At 36.3% G+C, this 15,869-nt stretch carries 18 protein-coding genes and 1 riboswitch; of the genes, 7 read left to right on the forward strand and 11 right to left on the reverse strand.

The features are described 5' to 3' along the window. Positions 1-68 precede the first annotated feature (68 nt). The gene (locus NST02_RS13185) at positions 69-506 is read right to left on the reverse strand and encodes a peptidylprolyl isomerase (RefSeq protein WP_095313216.1); all 438 of its coding nucleotides are present in this window, start codon (positions 504-506) and stop codon (positions 69-71) included. A gap of 131 nt (positions 507-637) precedes the next feature. After that, positions 638-1,996, reverse strand: coding sequence for a branched-chain amino acid transport system II carrier protein (brnQ, locus tag NST02_RS13190; RefSeq protein WP_137743981.1), 1,359 nt, complete (start codon positions 1,994-1,996; stop codon positions 638-640). Positions 1,997-2,263: 267 nt separating this feature from the next. Between brnQ and NST02_RS13195 the strand changes: the two genes are divergently transcribed. Next, complete coding sequence (locus NST02_RS13195) at positions 2,264-2,950, forward strand: DUF1287 domain-containing protein (protein ID WP_095313220.1); 687 nt, start codon at positions 2,264-2,266, stop codon at positions 2,948-2,950. A gap of 42 nt (positions 2,951-2,992) precedes the next feature. Here NST02_RS13195 and NST02_RS13200 read toward each other — a convergent pair whose 3' ends face one another. From NST02_RS13200 to NST02_RS13210, 3 genes are all read right to left on the reverse strand, one after another. Further along, a complete protein-coding gene (locus NST02_RS13200) occupies positions 2,993-3,715 on the reverse strand; it encodes a DUF2161 domain-containing phosphodiesterase (protein WP_137743982.1) in 723 nt (240 codons plus the stop codon). Positions 3,716-3,812: 97 nt separating this feature from the next. Next, positions 3,813-5,603, reverse strand: a complete 1,791-nt coding sequence (pepF, locus tag NST02_RS13205) for an oligoendopeptidase F (protein ID WP_137743983.1) — start codon at positions 5,601-5,603, stop codon at positions 3,813-3,815. 283 nt (positions 5,604-5,886) lie between these two features. Continuing rightward, the gene (locus NST02_RS13210) at positions 5,887-6,390 is read right to left on the reverse strand and encodes a GyrI-like domain-containing protein (RefSeq protein WP_170943641.1); all 504 of its coding nucleotides are present in this window, start codon (positions 6,388-6,390) and stop codon (positions 5,887-5,889) included. Positions 6,391-6,523: 133 nt separating this feature from the next. Between NST02_RS13210 and NST02_RS13215 the strand changes: the two genes are divergently transcribed. Then, positions 6,524-6,982, forward strand: a complete 459-nt coding sequence (locus NST02_RS13215) for a DinB family protein (RefSeq protein WP_095313226.1) — start codon at positions 6,524-6,526, stop codon at positions 6,980-6,982. Between the two features lie 185 nt (positions 6,983-7,167). Here the strand turns inward: NST02_RS13215 and NST02_RS13220 are convergent, their stop codons facing one another. The 3 genes from NST02_RS13220 to NST02_RS13230 all read right to left on the reverse strand — a co-directional run bounded on the left by NST02_RS13220 (position 7,168) and on the right by NST02_RS13230 (position 8,970). Beyond that, complete coding sequence (locus tag NST02_RS13220; RefSeq protein WP_095313228.1) at positions 7,168-8,037, reverse strand: mechanosensitive ion channel family protein; 870 nt, start codon at positions 8,035-8,037, stop codon at positions 7,168-7,170. A 337-nt stretch (positions 8,038-8,374) separates the two neighbouring features. Beyond that, positions 8,375-8,569, reverse strand: a complete 195-nt coding sequence (locus NST02_RS13225) for a histidine kinase (protein WP_095313230.1) — start codon at positions 8,567-8,569, stop codon at positions 8,375-8,377. Between the two features lie 53 nt (positions 8,570-8,622). After that, positions 8,623-8,970 (reverse strand): hypothetical protein, encoded by a 348-nt coding sequence (locus NST02_RS13230; protein WP_095313232.1) that lies wholly within the window; start codon positions 8,968-8,970, stop codon positions 8,623-8,625. 270 nt (positions 8,971-9,240) lie between these two features. Between NST02_RS13230 and NST02_RS13235 the strand changes: the two genes are divergently transcribed. From NST02_RS13235 to NST02_RS13245, 3 genes are all read left to right on the forward strand, one after another. Continuing rightward, on the forward strand, positions 9,241-9,519 hold the full coding sequence (locus tag NST02_RS13235) for a ferritin-like domain-containing protein (protein ID WP_095313234.1): 279 nt from the start codon (positions 9,241-9,243) through the stop codon (positions 9,517-9,519). An 18-nt stretch (positions 9,520-9,537) separates the two neighbouring features. Continuing rightward, positions 9,538-9,879, forward strand: a complete 342-nt coding sequence (locus NST02_RS13240; RefSeq protein ID WP_235879487.1) for a spore coat protein — start codon at positions 9,538-9,540, stop codon at positions 9,877-9,879. A gap of 706 nt (positions 9,880-10,585) precedes the next feature. Next, complete coding sequence (locus tag NST02_RS13245) at positions 10,586-11,176, forward strand: guanylate kinase (protein ID WP_095313237.1); 591 nt, start codon at positions 10,586-10,588, stop codon at positions 11,174-11,176. Between the two features lie 176 nt (positions 11,177-11,352). Here NST02_RS13245 and NST02_RS13250 read toward each other — a convergent pair whose 3' ends face one another. The 3 genes from NST02_RS13250 to NST02_RS13260 form a co-directional block, all read right to left on the reverse strand. Beyond that, entirely contained in the window at positions 11,353-12,048 is a 696-nt protein-coding gene (locus tag NST02_RS13250) for an LrgB family protein (RefSeq protein WP_340949124.1), read from the reverse strand. Continuing rightward, positions 12,045-12,413: a CidA/LrgA family protein gene (locus NST02_RS13255; RefSeq protein WP_095313241.1), complete on the reverse strand. Its 369-nt coding sequence runs from the start codon at positions 12,411-12,413 to the stop codon at positions 12,045-12,047. Before NST02_RS13255 ends, NST02_RS13250 begins: the two co-directional genes overlap by 4 nt. Before the next feature lie 83 nt (positions 12,414-12,496). Next, on the reverse strand, positions 12,497-13,402 hold the full coding sequence (locus NST02_RS13260) for a LysR family transcriptional regulator (RefSeq protein ID WP_340949125.1): 906 nt from the start codon (positions 13,400-13,402) through the stop codon (positions 12,497-12,499). A gap of 135 nt (positions 13,403-13,537) precedes the next feature. After that, positions 13,538-13,639, forward strand: a riboswitch (purine riboswitch). Positions 13,640-13,898: 259 nt separating this feature from the next. Here NST02_RS13260 and NST02_RS13265 point away from each other — a divergent pair. Together NST02_RS13265 and NST02_RS13270 are read left to right on the forward strand one after the other, a co-directional pair. Beyond that, positions 13,899-14,489: a xanthine phosphoribosyltransferase gene (locus NST02_RS13265; RefSeq protein WP_095313245.1), complete on the forward strand. Its 591-nt coding sequence runs from the start codon at positions 13,899-13,901 to the stop codon at positions 14,487-14,489. Further along, on the forward strand, positions 14,486-15,790 hold the full coding sequence (locus NST02_RS13270) for a nucleobase:cation symporter-2 family protein (RefSeq protein WP_095313247.1): 1,305 nt from the start codon (positions 14,486-14,488) through the stop codon (positions 15,788-15,790). Before NST02_RS13265 ends, NST02_RS13270 begins: the two co-directional genes overlap by 4 nt. Positions 15,791-15,869 lie beyond the last annotated feature (79 nt).

Below are 15,869 nucleotides of genomic sequence, written 5' to 3' on the forward strand. Positions count from 1 at the left end.
GTGCAGATCAATTTACCTCTCGATGCCTTTTTGCCGACATTCTAAAAGAGAGTCTCTACTCTCTTTTTTTATGCATCAAATACTTCAACTTTCTCCATCACATCGCCTTGTTTATGGTTAAGAACGGTTTCCATTCCGGAAGTCACCTTGCCAAAAACAGTGTGGACGCCATTTAAATGCGGCTGTGGTTCGTGAACAATGAAGAATTGACTTCCACCAGTGTCTTTGCCTGCATGAGCCATTGATAAGGATCCTACCTCATGTTTATGTGGGTTCCCAGCAGTTTCACATTTTATTGTATATCCTGGTCCACCTGTTCCGTTTCCAACTGGGCAACCACCTTGGCTAACAAAACCAGGGATGACACGGTGGAAAGTTAAGCCATTATAAAAGCCTTCATTTGCCAGCTTTTCAAAATTGGCTACCGTTCCCGGTGCTTCATTAGGGTATAATTCAAATTCAATTTTCTTTCCATCTTGCATTTGTATGTATCCTTTTTTTGTCATCTCGACCACTCCTTTATCTAAATGAATCAGTCTTTATCATACATGAAGTTAATAAGAAAGAAAAGCAAAGGGCTTGTTTACGTGCATGAAAACCAGCCCTTTTAGTAAGAACTGGTTCCATTTTATAATCCTTATTTTACATAAATTGTTTCTGTCTTTTGAAAGCGGGAGATGACTCCTGTTATAACCATTGTAATGACGACTGGAATAAGCCAGCCTAGCCCGTGCTCATAGAAAGGCAATGTTTGTTTATAAAAGGAGATAATCGGTTCCATCCATCTAAAATAGGAAATTTCAAGTGAATCACATAATGTTTTAAAGCCATCTATAATGCTAATTAAAAAGGCAACTACTGTTGCTGCTACATACACTAATCTCGCATGATTAAAGAATGGTGAAACGAAAGTTAACATCATAAGTGTAATGGCAAGTGGATATAAAAACATCAATACTGGAATGGAGAATGTAATGATATTTGCTAATCCAAAGTTGGCAATAACAAACGAAAATAGAGAGAAAATAATCACAAATACTTGATAGCTAACTTTTGGCAGCAACGTATGAAAGTATTCTCCACAAGCTGTTATTAACCCAATGCTGGTTGTTAAACATGCAAGTGTGATCAAAATAGCGAGCATCAATGAACCAAATGAGCCAAAATAGTACGAAGAAGCATTGCTTAATACTGGTCCGCCTGTTTCAAATAACCCAAAACGCTCTGTCGTGGTAGCTCCTAAATAGGTGATGCCGACATAGATTAATGCCAGCAAGGAAACTGCTACAAGCCCCGTTTTAATGGTAGCCGTTAAAATTTCTCCTTTCGAAGTCACACCTAATGCACGAATCGCATTAATAACAATAATTCCAAAAACGAGTGAAGCAAGGGCATCCATTGTATTGTAACCTTCGAGAAAGCCTTTGCTAAATGCCCCATTTTTGTATGCGTCTTGAGGTGCTTCAAAAGAGCCGATTGGGTTTACGATCGACATTAGCAATAATACAAATAGTAAAATAATAATTCCTGGTGATAATATTTTTCCAACTCGGTCTACTATTTTCGCTGGATTTAATGATAACCACAATGTAATTCCAAAGAAAATAAGTGTGAAAATAAAGAGTCCAAATTGTGAAAATTTTTCTCCCACAAAAGGAGAAATTCCAATATCAAATGCAACAGTACCGGTCCGCGGTGTTGCAAAGAAGGGTCCAATTGTTAAGTACAATAATGAAGTAAAAAATACTCCATATGTCGGATGAACACGACTTGCTAAATCCTGTAAATTGGAACTTCCAGAAAAGCCCATTGCTAAAATCCCGAGCAAGGGAAGTCCGACACCAGTAGTTAAAAAGCCAATGACGGCTGGCCAAAAGTTTGTCCCAGCATTCTGCCCGAGCTGTGCCGGAAAAATTAAGTTCCCTGCTCCGAAAAATAGAGCAAATAGCATAACTCCTATGACAGAATAAGATGAAAAAGAAAGTTTGTTCTTCATAAAAAAAACTACTCCTTAGACGATAAAAATAATCAACAAAAGCTATCATACAACTATTTTTCTGAAAAAACAATAATATTTTCTGGAATTGCGTAAATTTTTAAGAAAATTTCACAATTTCTTACTTTATCACTCTTTTAATAATACATTTATTATAATCATGAGGTTGCAAAATTATATATCTCGATAATAATTTTGTTAATATTTAAAATTTACTTGAAACTTTTTTTCATTTCAATCGTCTGTGCTTATAATGAGGTGAACAATGTGAAGAAAAAAACAAGAATCATTCTTTTATTTATTTTCTTACTCTCCATTATTGTCTTCTTTCGAAAAGGAATTATTCTTGATTATCTCGGGGTTCACTGGGAGAATCCATTTATACAGAAGGTTGAAATTCCAGCTGCATATGCTAAAGTCGATAGAAATGAGAATCAGATACCAGATCCAATCGATATTGTTGAAGCAGCACGAAAAGAGGTTGAGCAGCGAACCCGTTATGAAAGCAATTATTATGATGGTGGCTATCCCCCGGATGATGAAGGGGTGTGTACAGATGTGATCTGGCGTGGATTATTGGGGGCAAATATTAATTTGAAGGATGTCATGGATGCCGATATTGCGACTAACACGGATTTGTATCCTCGTGTAGGAGGGGCACCTGATCCAAATATCGATTTCCGTCGAGTACCTAATCAATATGTCTTTTTTGAAAGGTATGCTGAGAGCCTAACTACCGATTTAGTACCAGGAGATGTGGAAAATTTGAAAGAGTGGCAACCAGGCGATATTGTCGTATTTCTAGATGGATATCATCATGTAGGAATTGTTTCTGACAAACGTGCTGCAGACGGTACTCCCTATCTTATTCATAATAACCCACCCTTTGCTGCGGAAGTCAAATTAACTTCATTTAAGACGCCTATTGCCGGACATTATCGCTGGAAATATTAATGCGTTCTAAAACAAACCTAGTCTGAAGCTGTAGCCTTCAGACTAGGTTTGTTTATTTAAGCTTGTGTAGTAGCTGACAGCTTCGGGGAAATTTGCTAACTCCTTTTTTCCTAGTTCACTAAGATCATAGACTCCTCTTGCAATCCTTCTGAACCAGCCGTAATGGTTTTGAGATAAAATCGATAGCGTCTTATCTCCAGTTCCCAATTGTCGAAGCTTTTTTGGTGATAATGGTCCGTATTGAAGGAAACAAGTGGCAATCTGAATACAATTTTCCTTATAGGCGGTCATGATTTTTATCTGATTGCTCCCACCAATATTATCGTTTATATTTCGACCTTTAATTTCATCAAATAGCTTTTGACGTTTTCTTTTATAACTTTGAATACTATATTTTCGATCATATGGTCCAGGTTCTAAAATCACTTCAAGTTTAGTAGTGGATTTTAAAAATGTAACCATAATTAAGCCTAGCTCTAACCTCTTCAACAGATGGCACATATCATGCCATTTTTTTGAATTTCGTTTGAAACGCGGTTTTGGAATGGCAACGTACACTTGATCCGTAAGACGTTGCCGGTTTGTTGCTTGAATTAGTAAGTCACTGTTGAAGTGTAATTTTAATTCGATAATAATCAATTCATCCGCTTTAACGGCAACGACATCACAGTCGTTCACCTCTCCATATACTTCATAGTTCAGTTTAGAAAAATATTTTTTAACTGGTGGAAATAAATCTTTTTCATATTTCTTCTCTTTGTTCATCACTAAACCCCTCATACTTTCTGAAGGTAAGTATAACATGAATTATTTAAAAGGAAGTGACCTTATATATACTTTCCAGCAGTAACAAGCCATTATTTTATAGAGATGAAAATTCTTCAACTAGTTCCTTAAACTTGGCCAAAGAATTCTTGATTGGTTCTGGCGAAGTTAAATCGACTCCCGTTTTCTTTAACAGCTCAAGCGGATAATCGGAGCTTCCACTCTTTAAAAACTCTAAATAGTTGTATAAAGTTTCTTCATTACCTTTTAGAAGATTCGTCGCAATTTGAATTGCTGATGCAAATCCTGTTGCGTACTTATATACGTAGAATGGTCGATAAAAATGTGGGATTCTTGCCCATCCGTATTTCATCTCTTCATCGGCAACGATAGTATCACCATAATATTCTCTTAATAAAGTTTCATAGATGGTATTAAAAACTTCAACATTTAATGGCTCCCCTTGTTCAGCTCTTTCGTGTGTTAATTTTTCGAATTCAGCAAACATGACTTGTGTGAAGAATGTCCCTCTAAATTTATCAATGAAATGATTAAGCAAATGACGTTGTACTTTTTCATTTTCTTCGTTATCTAACAAATAATTGATAAGCAACACTTCATTGACCGTTGAAGCTACTTCTGCAACGAAAATACTGTAGCGAGCTGTAATTTGTGGTTGGTATTGAGAACTTAGTTGACTGTGTACGCCATGGCCGCATTCATGGACTAACGTAAATAAACTATCGAGATCATCTTGATGATTCAAGAGAATAAACGGATGCACGCCATAGACGCCAAGATTATAGGCGCCTGAACGTTTCCCTGGAGTTTCTCTGACATCAAAATAGCGCGCCTTTTTGAAGTCCTTTAATGTATTTACATAATCCTCACCTAGTGGAGCTAATGCTCTTAGCATAATATCATATGCTTTATCATAAGGGATAACCTGCTTTACACCACTGACAAGAGGAACATTCATATCATACTGTCTTAATTCATCGAGCCCAAGCTTTTCTTTACGAAATTCTGAGTATTGATGCAATGGTGCAATATGCTTCTTGGTCGCCATGATTAAGTTTTCGTACACTTCTTTTGGAACGTTATCTGCAAATAAGCCTTTTTCAAGTGCAGATGGGTAGTTGCGAATTTTTGAAGTGGTTACATTATTTTTAATTGCCGCAGCCAAGGTTGAAGCGATTGAATTTTTCATCTGGAGATATGGTTTGTAATAAGCTTTATAGGCTTCCTTTCTCTTATCCCGATTTTCATCCTCGATTAATTTCGAGTACATTCCTCTTGTAAGCTCAACCTTTTCCCCACTTTCATTTGTCACCTCTCCAAACTTAATATCAGCATTATTGATCATCGCATAAGTATTGGCTGGTGCTGATAAGGCTTCCCCAAATTGAGACATGAGCGCTTCTTGTTCCTTGCTCAATACGTGCTTTTTGTATCGAAATGATTCAAAAAGGTCTTTCTCAAAATAAGTTAATCCTTTCTCCTCAGCTATATATTTTTTTAAGGTATGTTCATCTAAGCTTAGCAAAAAAGGGAGAAAGAAAGATGTAGCTGAACTAATCTTTACACTTAATGCTCTTGCACGTTCCAATAATGATTGGGAAGTTGTATCACGAGTATCCTCATCAACCTTTAGCATTGCATAGGCAAAGAGGTGATTAAATTTATAGGACAGTTTCTCTTGAGTTGTTAAAAATTGATATAACTGAATTCCGTTGTGTATAGCTCCATCAAAAGTTTTTAATTCATTTGCCAGCAATTCTATCATTTTTAAATCTTCTTCCCACTTTTGAAGATTTATGTAAAGGTCCTCTAAATTCCATTTTTCCTTTAAGGGAACTTCTTCGCGTGATTTGTAAGTTATTGTCATAGTTGCACTCCTTCTTAATTTAACTGATCTGGGTCCATTTGGACAAAAGACTTTTCCGTTTTGATAAAAGTAAGAGACGTATATACCTCTATTTTCTTTTCTGTCAACCATTGGCGATCTGAAATGCCTAACATTTTTTAGCAATTACAGCAGCATCTCTCATCGTTTTATAAGCAATCTCTGTTTTTTCCTCCTGTTACATAAATTTCTTTTACTTCCGGTGGTACATTTGATTCCTCGTGAAAAGTTCATGACCTAATTTCATTCCCTCCAAATATGCAGTTTATTTTTTTTTCGAAATGACATTTTCAATTGGGATGAGAATTTCAAAATGTGGATCTGACAAGTCTCTATCACGCGGGTATCTTTCATGTTTAATCGGTAATGGGTCGTAATAGGTTTTACTTGCATCAACATACGGGATATAGTTCATTTTGCTAATCCAAATTCCGATATCCGAATAGCTTTGCCCTATATTCTCTCCTTTATCGTGATGTGTGGTGACGTATGTGAGTTCAGGAACATAGAATTCCACCATCCCAGGTGGTATTTCCTCAAACTCGTTTACTTCAAAAAGAGAGTAATGGACAAAACCGTCTGGTCTTAAATGATAAGATAAACCAAGCTGTGTGTTGCGATCAAGTGGATTTTTTAACTCGTCTATTCGTAGAGTCATTTCATTGATTACTTCCTTTAATTGTGCCACTTCGCTGTATGCACCTTCCCATTTCAGGCCAATGGCCCGATACGCAGGTAACTTCTTGACAATATAGCGGGATGATTCCAATTATCATACACCTCTTTATAATTTATTAACATTTAATTCTTCTATGATTACGAAAATTCCTTCTATTTTTGGAAGGAATTCAATGAAGCGATCACGTATTTTATTCAATAACATAAATATGGGGGAATGAAAGTTGAAAAAAAGACATGAAGTTTTATTTAATCAATTAGAAGCATATCGTTCTTTAACTTTAAAAACTATTGAAAACATTAGCGAAGAGCAAGCTGAACTTATTCCAAATGGGTTTAACAACAATATTCGTTGGAATTTAGGGCATCTCTATTTAGACCAATATCTTTGGATTCAGGCAGTAACGAAGGAAAAAGTGAATCTACCCGAAGTTTTTCAGAGGTCGTTCGGTTTCCGCACATCGCCCAGCGATTTTACAGCGGAAACTCCGAGTACACAGGAGTTAAAAACACTTTTAAAAAACCAGCCTAGCGAAATCAAAAAACTCTTTGGCGAAAGATTAGAAGAGGAATTTGAACCTACAGATATGGGGATGTATACTATTGAACAGGTGCTCATCCGCACAATTTTCCACGAAGGAATACATTTTCAAGCCATTCTAGATATTAAGAAATTTCTATAATTGTTTAAAAGCCGCCAACTTATGTTGAACGGCTTTTAAACATTTCTTTATTATTGTCGTTCACTCTTTAAATGAGTGCATCGATGGTTATTACCATAGGTTTCCATTACGCCAGAATAAGCCTTGTCTCGATGGATATTGCGAAACTATCACTGTTGCGAGGCTCATTCCTGCACTATTGCTCTCTAACTTAATGACTTTTGTTGCGATTCTGACTGTTTTTGGATTAACACTTGATGCGGGAGTGGGATTTCAATTCCATGTGCATCGAAAGCCTCTTTAATAGCTTTTCTTAATTGTCTTTCGATTGCCCATTGTTCACCGTTCACTGTTTTTGCAATTACGCGAATGACAACCTCTGAGGTACCGAACGCTTGTACACCAAGAACATTTGGTCCCTCAAGGATTGTTGAGGTTTGTTTAGCAACTCGCTCACATGCCTGCTGCATAACATCAATGGCATGATCGATATCATCCTCATAGGAAATACCGATATCGACTAGCGCGCGCATATTCCCCCTTGAATGATTGCTTAAACTTGTTATTTCTCGATTTGGAATAAAGTGCAGTGTCCCATCGAAGCCTCGAATTTGCGTTGTTCTAAGCCCCACTGCTTCGACAATGCCGTCAAAGTTTCCGACCGTGACATAATCATTAACATCAATCTGTTTTTCAAGTAAAAGAAAAAATCCGGTTACAACATCACTAACCAGTCCTTGGGCACCGAAACCGACAGCTAGGCCGACAATCCCGGCTCCAGCGATTAAACTTGCAACCGGTATTCCGAGAACGCTAAATAGAGTGGCAGCAAGGATAAAAACTAATGCATATGAAAAAATATTCTCTGCCAAGCGATGTAATGTTAAGGCTCTTCCTTCGGTTATATCTTGGCGGTGCAATATATTATTAAATGTCCGATCAAGAATTTTACGGCCAATCCGTCTAATAATCCAGTAGGCGAAAAGTATCCCAATTACTTTAAGTGTAATTACTCCGCCTTTAATCAGCAGATTTTCCCAATCGAAATTTGTAATGAAGTTTTCTAATTTAAACATAAAGACATCCTTTCTTTTCTTAAACAATCTCTCTGTTATCTGATGTTGTTGGCTTTTTAGTTTGATTGATGAAAATCGAGCCTTCTCATATTTAATGTCGCTCCTTCTCCCAGCATGGATATGTCGGAGATCTACGATAAAATGAAGTTAAAAAACAAACGGTTTATACTAGTTTGAAATTCTGTTAAATTGACTTTGTTATTTGTCGGTCTTGAATTTTGGTTCTTTTTCTCCAACTGTGTCGTGGAACTGAAATTCTTGTAAATCCTCTCTTTCGCAAGAAATGTAACAGTATTTTTAATAAATCCTCAAAAATAAAAGATGAAACCTGTTGATTTCATCTACGTTTATTTTCTTCATTCTCAGGAAATAAAAAATAGGAAATAATTCCTGAAAAAATAACGGCTCCGAATGTAATCAACATTCGAATGGAAAGATCAATTTCGGAATAGCCTGTTTGCAGCATATAAATTGATGCTATGCCAACAATAACCATTATTGGAACGATAAAAGTGACTCTTTTGGATTTCAAGATCGTTTTTCCCCTTTTTCAGCATTATCTCTTTCTATTATAGCGGTCTAGCATCAGTTGGTAAAATGGAAGGATTCATAAAAATGCTTCAATATATGGATTCTTGCAGAGTAAATAAAGAGGTCATCTAAGTTATTTTCTACATATTCAGCAATATTTTCGAGTGCTTTGCAAGCTCTAAAAATTAATAATTCAGATTGTTCCTTTTGCCAATTAAATTGATTAAGCCGAACAATTTCTTCCCCTAATAATTGTATACGATATTCTTCTATGATGTTTTTAAGGCGAAATAGTTTATGGTGATCAGATAGATTATTGATGTTTTCACTATTGCGAACATACTGAGCAAAATGAATTAAATTTTCTCCAAATAGAGTTGCTCGCTCTTGTTCAAATTTCAATTATTGTCCCTCCTCACATTACTGTTACTACCGTAAATGTATGTGAATTTGTCGATTTTTAGAAGATGCTTTGAACGATGAATATCCGATTTATTTCGTGGAAACCTAGGGATGAGGAGGTGTACATAATTGAAGAAAAAAATAAACGATGGATCAAGTTTTTCAAGGCTTAAATCGTGCACCAGGAGTTGATAAAGGGATTGATGAAATGGAGCTTAATTCACAACATTGCCCTTTATTGACATAAATTTTTTTGTAAAGGAGAAGACTATGCAAATTTCACAACAAACACCAATGCCGTCACCACCACCGGCCATTACGACAAAAGACTTGTCCTATTTAAAGGATGCAATGTCGTGGGAATTACTTGCATTCAAGAAATTTCACTTCTATGCGCAGCAAGTAAATGATCTTGAGATTAAACAAGCATTTGAACAGGCTGGAAAAATGCATCAAAATCATTATCAACGTTTACTTTCCCATTTACAGGTTAATAACGATGCCATTATGGCGAATGTTCCGAATCCAAATCAAGGTCAACAGCATTAAGAAAGCAGGTGATGTATTTTGCAAAATCAACAACAAAACAAGCAGATTGCGAATCCTTCAACAGGACAGTTACCGAAGATAAAAACACCAGAAATGAATGAAAGAGACTTTATCAATGACGGATTATCCACGTGTAAATATTTAACAGATAGTTTAAATATTGCCGTTCGTGAGGCAAGTCATGACCAGTTGTATCAAGACTTTTTGCAAATATTGGAAGAGACGCATCAAACTTCAAGAGAACTTTTTAATTTAATGTTTAAAAAGGGTTGGTATAAATTGGAGGCAGCTGAACAGCAAAAAGTTGATCAAGCGTACCAACAATTTAGCAATTACTCTACACAATTCCCTTATCAATAATCTTGCCTTTTGCAGGGACGATCCTTGCAATGTTAAGCTACATGAAAAATATTAATTATAGAAAATAATTTTTCCGTGTTAAAAGCTTGCTCTGACTCGATCAAATGTTAAGAGAGTGTTGACTTTCTCCCTTCGTTTTCTCGAATCAGAGCCGTGCTAATGTTTCGTTATTTGATCACAAGCAAGCGTTCTTTCTCTTTTTAAATGGTTTTGTTAAACAGAATTGTTGATAAAATGATTTTTCGCTCATTTCGCGTGAAACCAAAGTTTCACTTGGGGCTGTCCAAAAAAGTCAGTGAAAGCAGACTTTTTTGGACAGCCCTTTTCTTTTTGCTAAATTTGTTAAAAACGAATGAAGTTCATTCGCTTTCTTTTATGGTCTAGGTTTGTTGTGGATCACTTTTTTATGAGTTTTCAAGCAGCAAAGACCTAACATCTACAAATCGGGATTTAACTTTATCGTGTAAGGCGATAAGCACTCAGAAAAATAGCTTTGAAATAACCATTGCAGGAGTATCTCGAATTTTAATGGTTTCAAAGATAATTTGCGCTTTTTTCTTTTGTTAAAAAACATAATTAAAAAAAGAAGAACCCTTGACAAAATATTCTAATTTTTCAAAAAATCTGATACAATGTCAATAAGAGCAAACTCAGTAGCTATTTCTATTGCACATGACACCAATTATTTAAATGAGGAGGTTTGTCCATGTACAGGATTAAAGAAAAGGAAATGCTTTTTATTTATACCGGCCCTGATGGTTCTGGTCGAAAAACGGTGGCAAAAATGGTGGCGACTGCTTTTGATATGGAGACAGTGCTCTCTTACACGACACGTCTGCCCCGCCACTACGAAACAAATGGTGAGGATTATCACTTTGTAGATGAAGAGACATTTAGAACTATGAATCTAGCTGGAGAATTTTTAGAGGCTGTTGAGCTTGATGGAAATCACTATGGCATTCGAGAAAAAGACATAATTAGAGCCTTTGAAAATCACAATCTTGTCTATTTAACTTTAAATCCTGAAGGAACGGAAAAGCTTAAGAGGATGTATGGTGAACGGGTCATGAGATTCTTTATTTATGCCAACCGTGATACAGTCATAAATAGACAAAAGGAACGGGGCGACAATGAGAGAGATATTGAGCGCCATCTCACCCATTACGATGAAATTATGGCTTACAAAAGCAAATGTGAATATGTGTTTGAAAATTATGATTCGCCACAAATATCGTATCAGGTCAGCGAAGAAATTGAAAAATTTTTAGACCGAAATTTGATTGTCACCGATTATTAATCACGATTCAATTAATGAAAAGGTGTTGTTAAACAATAATTGTGGATAAAACGATTTTTGGCTCATTTCGTGTGAAACCAATGTTTCAAACGAAATGAGCCAAAAATCAATTCGATATATATTAAAGGCCCATACTGTTACAAGCATGAATGAAAGCTTCTGCGAATTTGGCAGTCTTAAACAGCTCCTGTTAAGCGGATAAGTGGAGGAATAAGTAATTTAGCCCAAAACATCGTAATGAATGCTGCAAAAATCATTGCTAAAGTTGAAAAGGTTGCCTCTTGTTCGCCATATTCTCTAGCCTTCGATGTTCCCACTCCATGGGCGCTCATTCCCAATGCCAGCCCTTTTGCCAATGGTGATTGAATTGAAAGTCCTCTTATCACATGTGGCCCAATGATTCCTCCGACAATCCCTGTTATAATCACAAAAATGGTTGTTAAAGTTGGGAGGCCGCCAATATCCTTTGAAACCTCTATAGCAATAGGTGTTGTAATAGAACGGGGCAAGATACTGACCAAAAGATTGGAATTCAATCTAAAAATCAATGATAATGCAAAAGAACTGAAGATCGCAATAAGCGTTCCTGTAATTAAACTAATCAGGATCGTGGACATATGCTTTTTAATCATGTCAAGATGCTTATAAATTGGAATTGCAAAAGCGATGGTGGCCGGACCTAACAAATGTGTTAATGCTGCTGTTCCCTTCATATATTGATCAGCTGAGATATGCAATGGAGTGATCATAATGATTAATAATAAAGGACAAAGTAAAAGTGGATGAACAATGGTGATAGAATATTTTTGATACATTTTCTTCGTAAAAAAATAAAATACACAGGTGGCAATCGTTAAACTAATATACATCATGCGGGATCACGATCTTTCCTCTTAAAAATAATATCTGCAACAAAGGCCGTCGAACCCATCACGATTAATGTACTAACCGCAATTAAAAGCAATGTTTCTAGCCCTTGAATACTTAAAATTTCATCATAATTAATGATGCCGACTGCTGCTGGAACAAAAAATAAAAGCAGTTCTGCTATAAGCCAGTTTGCTCCTTTCTCCACCCATTCTAGTTTGACAATTTTAAAGCAAAGCGCAAGAAAAAGCAGCAATAATCCGATCATTGAGGCAGGAATAGGAATTGATAAGAAAGCTTTAACACCCACACCTAATAATAAAAACAAATGAATAAACAAAATTTGTGTGGCAATCGTTAAAATTTTCATCCTCATGCTCCCTCCCCTTAAATGGATATGACTATATTACAACGGTTTAGGAACATGCGTAAAATACATATTTATTATGATTTTCATAACTTTAAGTTATATACAATGCGTGAGGAAGAATGTTTTGAAATATAATCGATAAAAGTTCGCCCGGCATATGAAAGATATTTATCCTTCTTTGTAATCAGCGCAAGATTCCAGGGGGTTATCGGAATAAGTTCTATAATTCGAATGCGCTTATTCATAACTCGATTACAAATTGATTCTGGCAGGATCGTTACCCCTAAGTTGGCAGCGACCATTTCTGACATTAAGTCCCACTGTGAGCTTTTAAATAAAATCTTTGGTTCAAAACCACTCTCGATAAATTTTTTCCATATAATGTCATGGAGGGCAAAATCTTCATGATAAAAAATGAGCTCTTCATCCTTTAATTCTTTAAGATGAACTTTTTTTAAAGAAGCAAGTCGATGCTCATGATGAACTAGAAGTTTCATGCGCTCCTCCACGATTGGATAAATATTAAATGTTCTTCCATCAACGGGAAGAACAGCAACTCCAAGGTCAAGTTCCCCATCTTTCACAGATTTAACAACCTTTGCTGCTCCATATTCAGTTACGTTCATTTTAATATTTGGATATTCCTTGTGAAAATTTGCCATGATATTGGGAAAAAATAAACTACCAATGATCGGAGGTAAACCGATTTGAATTTCTCCCCTTTTTAAATTGGTTAAATCATTAAGTGTCGTCGTCATATTGTCTATTTCGGAAAATATTTTTTGAGCATATTCCATAACAATTAAGCCAGCATCAGTTAATTCATTAGACTTATTGGAACGCAAAAGCAAGGTCATACCAAGCTCTTCTTCTAATCCTTTCATCATTTTACTTAATGCAGGTTGTGAAATATGCAATATTTCAGCAGCATTCGTGATACTTTTACATTTTGCTATTGTAAGAAAATATTTTAATTGCCGCAATTCCATTTAAAAAAACCTCCAACCCTTTTCTCTAATTCATTTTTAGCACGTTTTTACTAGGTAAACAATCAGCATTCATTACTAATATTTCATCTTCTCCCATTTACAAAATTAAGATTTGCTCCTATAATACTTTCATACAAATGAATAAGTGCATTCACTCATATAATCGCGGGGATATGGCCTGCAAGTTTCTACCAGTGTACCGTAAATATACTGACTATGGGTGAGCAATGGGGATAACACCTAATGAAAGGTGTTTATTCCATTTCCTTCTATGATAGCACCTGAAGGTCATTGGCTCACTCATGTTTGAGGAGTGTCATGACGTTCAGGTTTTTTATGTAATGGCTTTTTATACTGTCCAATTTTTGGTTCATGTCCTCTCTGATCCTAAAGTGTTTCTTAAAAGGGTGTGAAGCTTTGATTTCATACGAAATGATCCAAAATCACTTTATCAACCATTCTGTTTTAAAAAGCCAATGCCATAAGGAGGAAAATGATGAAAACATTAAAAGACAAAATTAGGTTTGAAGGAAGAGTACTTTCTTCACAGGTTTTAAAAGTTGATTCTTTTTTAAACCATCAAATTGACCCCCGATTGATGGCGGAAGTTGGAAAGGAATTTGCCAACCGTTTTAAGAAAGAAAATATTACCAAAGTGTTGACTATCGAGTCTTCCGGAATTGCACCAGGCTTAATGGCCGCTTTAGAATTAGAGGTTCCTGTCGTTTTTGCTCGCAAAAGAAAGTCACTGACTCTAGTTAATGATTTACTTACTGCAAGCGTGCACTCGTTTACAAAAAATGAAACCAACGAGATTTCTGTTTCAAATCAATTTTTAATGCAAGATGACCGTGTCTTAATTATTGATGATTTTCTCGCTAACGGTCAGGCAGCATTAGGTTTAGTCGATATTGTCAAAGCTTCGGGTGCAGAAGTCGCAGGTATTGGGATTGTGATTGAAAAATCATTCCAAAATGGTGGCAGCCTACTTAGAGAAAAAGGCTTTCGAGTCGAATCTCTTGCTAGAATAAGTTCTCTTGAAGGTGGCGTGCAATTTTTAGATGAAGTGGAGGCTGCGCTATTATGAACAGAGACTTGTTTAAAACAACATCATTAGGGATTCAGCATGTTTTGGCCATGTATGCTGGAGCAGTGATCGTACCTATTATTGTCGGAGGTGCGTTAGGATTAACAGGTGAGCAGCTTACTTATTTAGTATCAATTGATATTTTAATGTGTGGGGTTGCGACCCTTTTACAGGTTTGGAAGAATCGTTTTTTCGGAATTGGCTTGCCGGTTGTACTCGGATGTACATTTACCGCAGTGGCTCCTATGATTGCTATTGGTGGAGAACATGGAATTTCCGCAATTTATGGAGCTATTTTAGTATCAGGCTTAATTGTCATTTTAATTTCTACTATTTTTAGTAAATTGGTTAAATTTTTTCCACCTGTCGTAACGGGCTCTGTTGTGACAATTATCGGTATCACTCTTATCCCGGTAGCGATGAATAATATTGCCGGCGGTGAAGGAAGTGCTGACTATGGCTCACTGACAAATATTTCCCTTGCCTTCTCTACGTTATTGTTCATTTTGCTTTTATACCGCTTTACGAGAGGATTCATCCGCTCCATCTCAATCTTAATCGGGCTGTTAGCAGGAACGGCTGTTGCTTACTTAATCGGCATGGTTGATTTTAGTGAAGTTTCCGAAGCATCATGGGTGCATTTGCCAACGCCATTTTATTTTGGAATGCCGACTTTTGAATGGTCTGCTATTTTGACGATGACGATTGTTGCTATTATTAGTCTTGTAGAATCCTCAGGTGTCTATTTTGTGTTAGGTGAAATTACTGAGAAAAAGATTACTGAAAAGGATTTATCGAAAGGATATCGCGCGGAAGGTTTAGCCATTGTTTTAGGCGGCTTATTTAATGCTTTCCCTTATACGACTTACTCGCAAAACGTTGGGCTTCTGCAGCTCTCCGGTGTTAAACGTAATAATGTTATATACACAGCAGGAATCATTCTCGTCCTCCTTGGCCTCATTCCAAAAATTGGTGCATTCACAACGGTTATTCCAACCTCTGTGCTCGGTGGAGCAATGGTTGCCATGTTTGGAATGGTTATTGCTGCAGGAATCAAAATGCTTAGTAGGATTGATTTTAACTCTCAGGAGAACCTTTTAATTGTTGCTTGTTCCATTGGAATGGGGCTCGGTGTTACAACTGTTCCGGCTATTTTTAACAATCTTCCAGAAGGAATTCACATTTTAACAAGCAATGGCATCGTTATCGGAAGTCTAACAGCGATCGTGTTGAATATCATCTTTCATCTTGCCCCTAGAAAAAAAGCAAATCATCCTGTTCAAGAACAGCAAGCCTCATAATAGATTAAAGCACTCTTTCTTTTTAGAAGAGTGCTTTTTAATGTTTTGAAAAGATGATGCAATCACTTTTGTATCGGAA

This window comes from Robertmurraya sp. FSL W8-0741 (assembly GCF_038004005.1).
Classification (GTDB): domain Bacteria; phylum Bacillota; class Bacilli; order Bacillales; family Cytobacillaceae; genus Robertmurraya; species Robertmurraya siralis.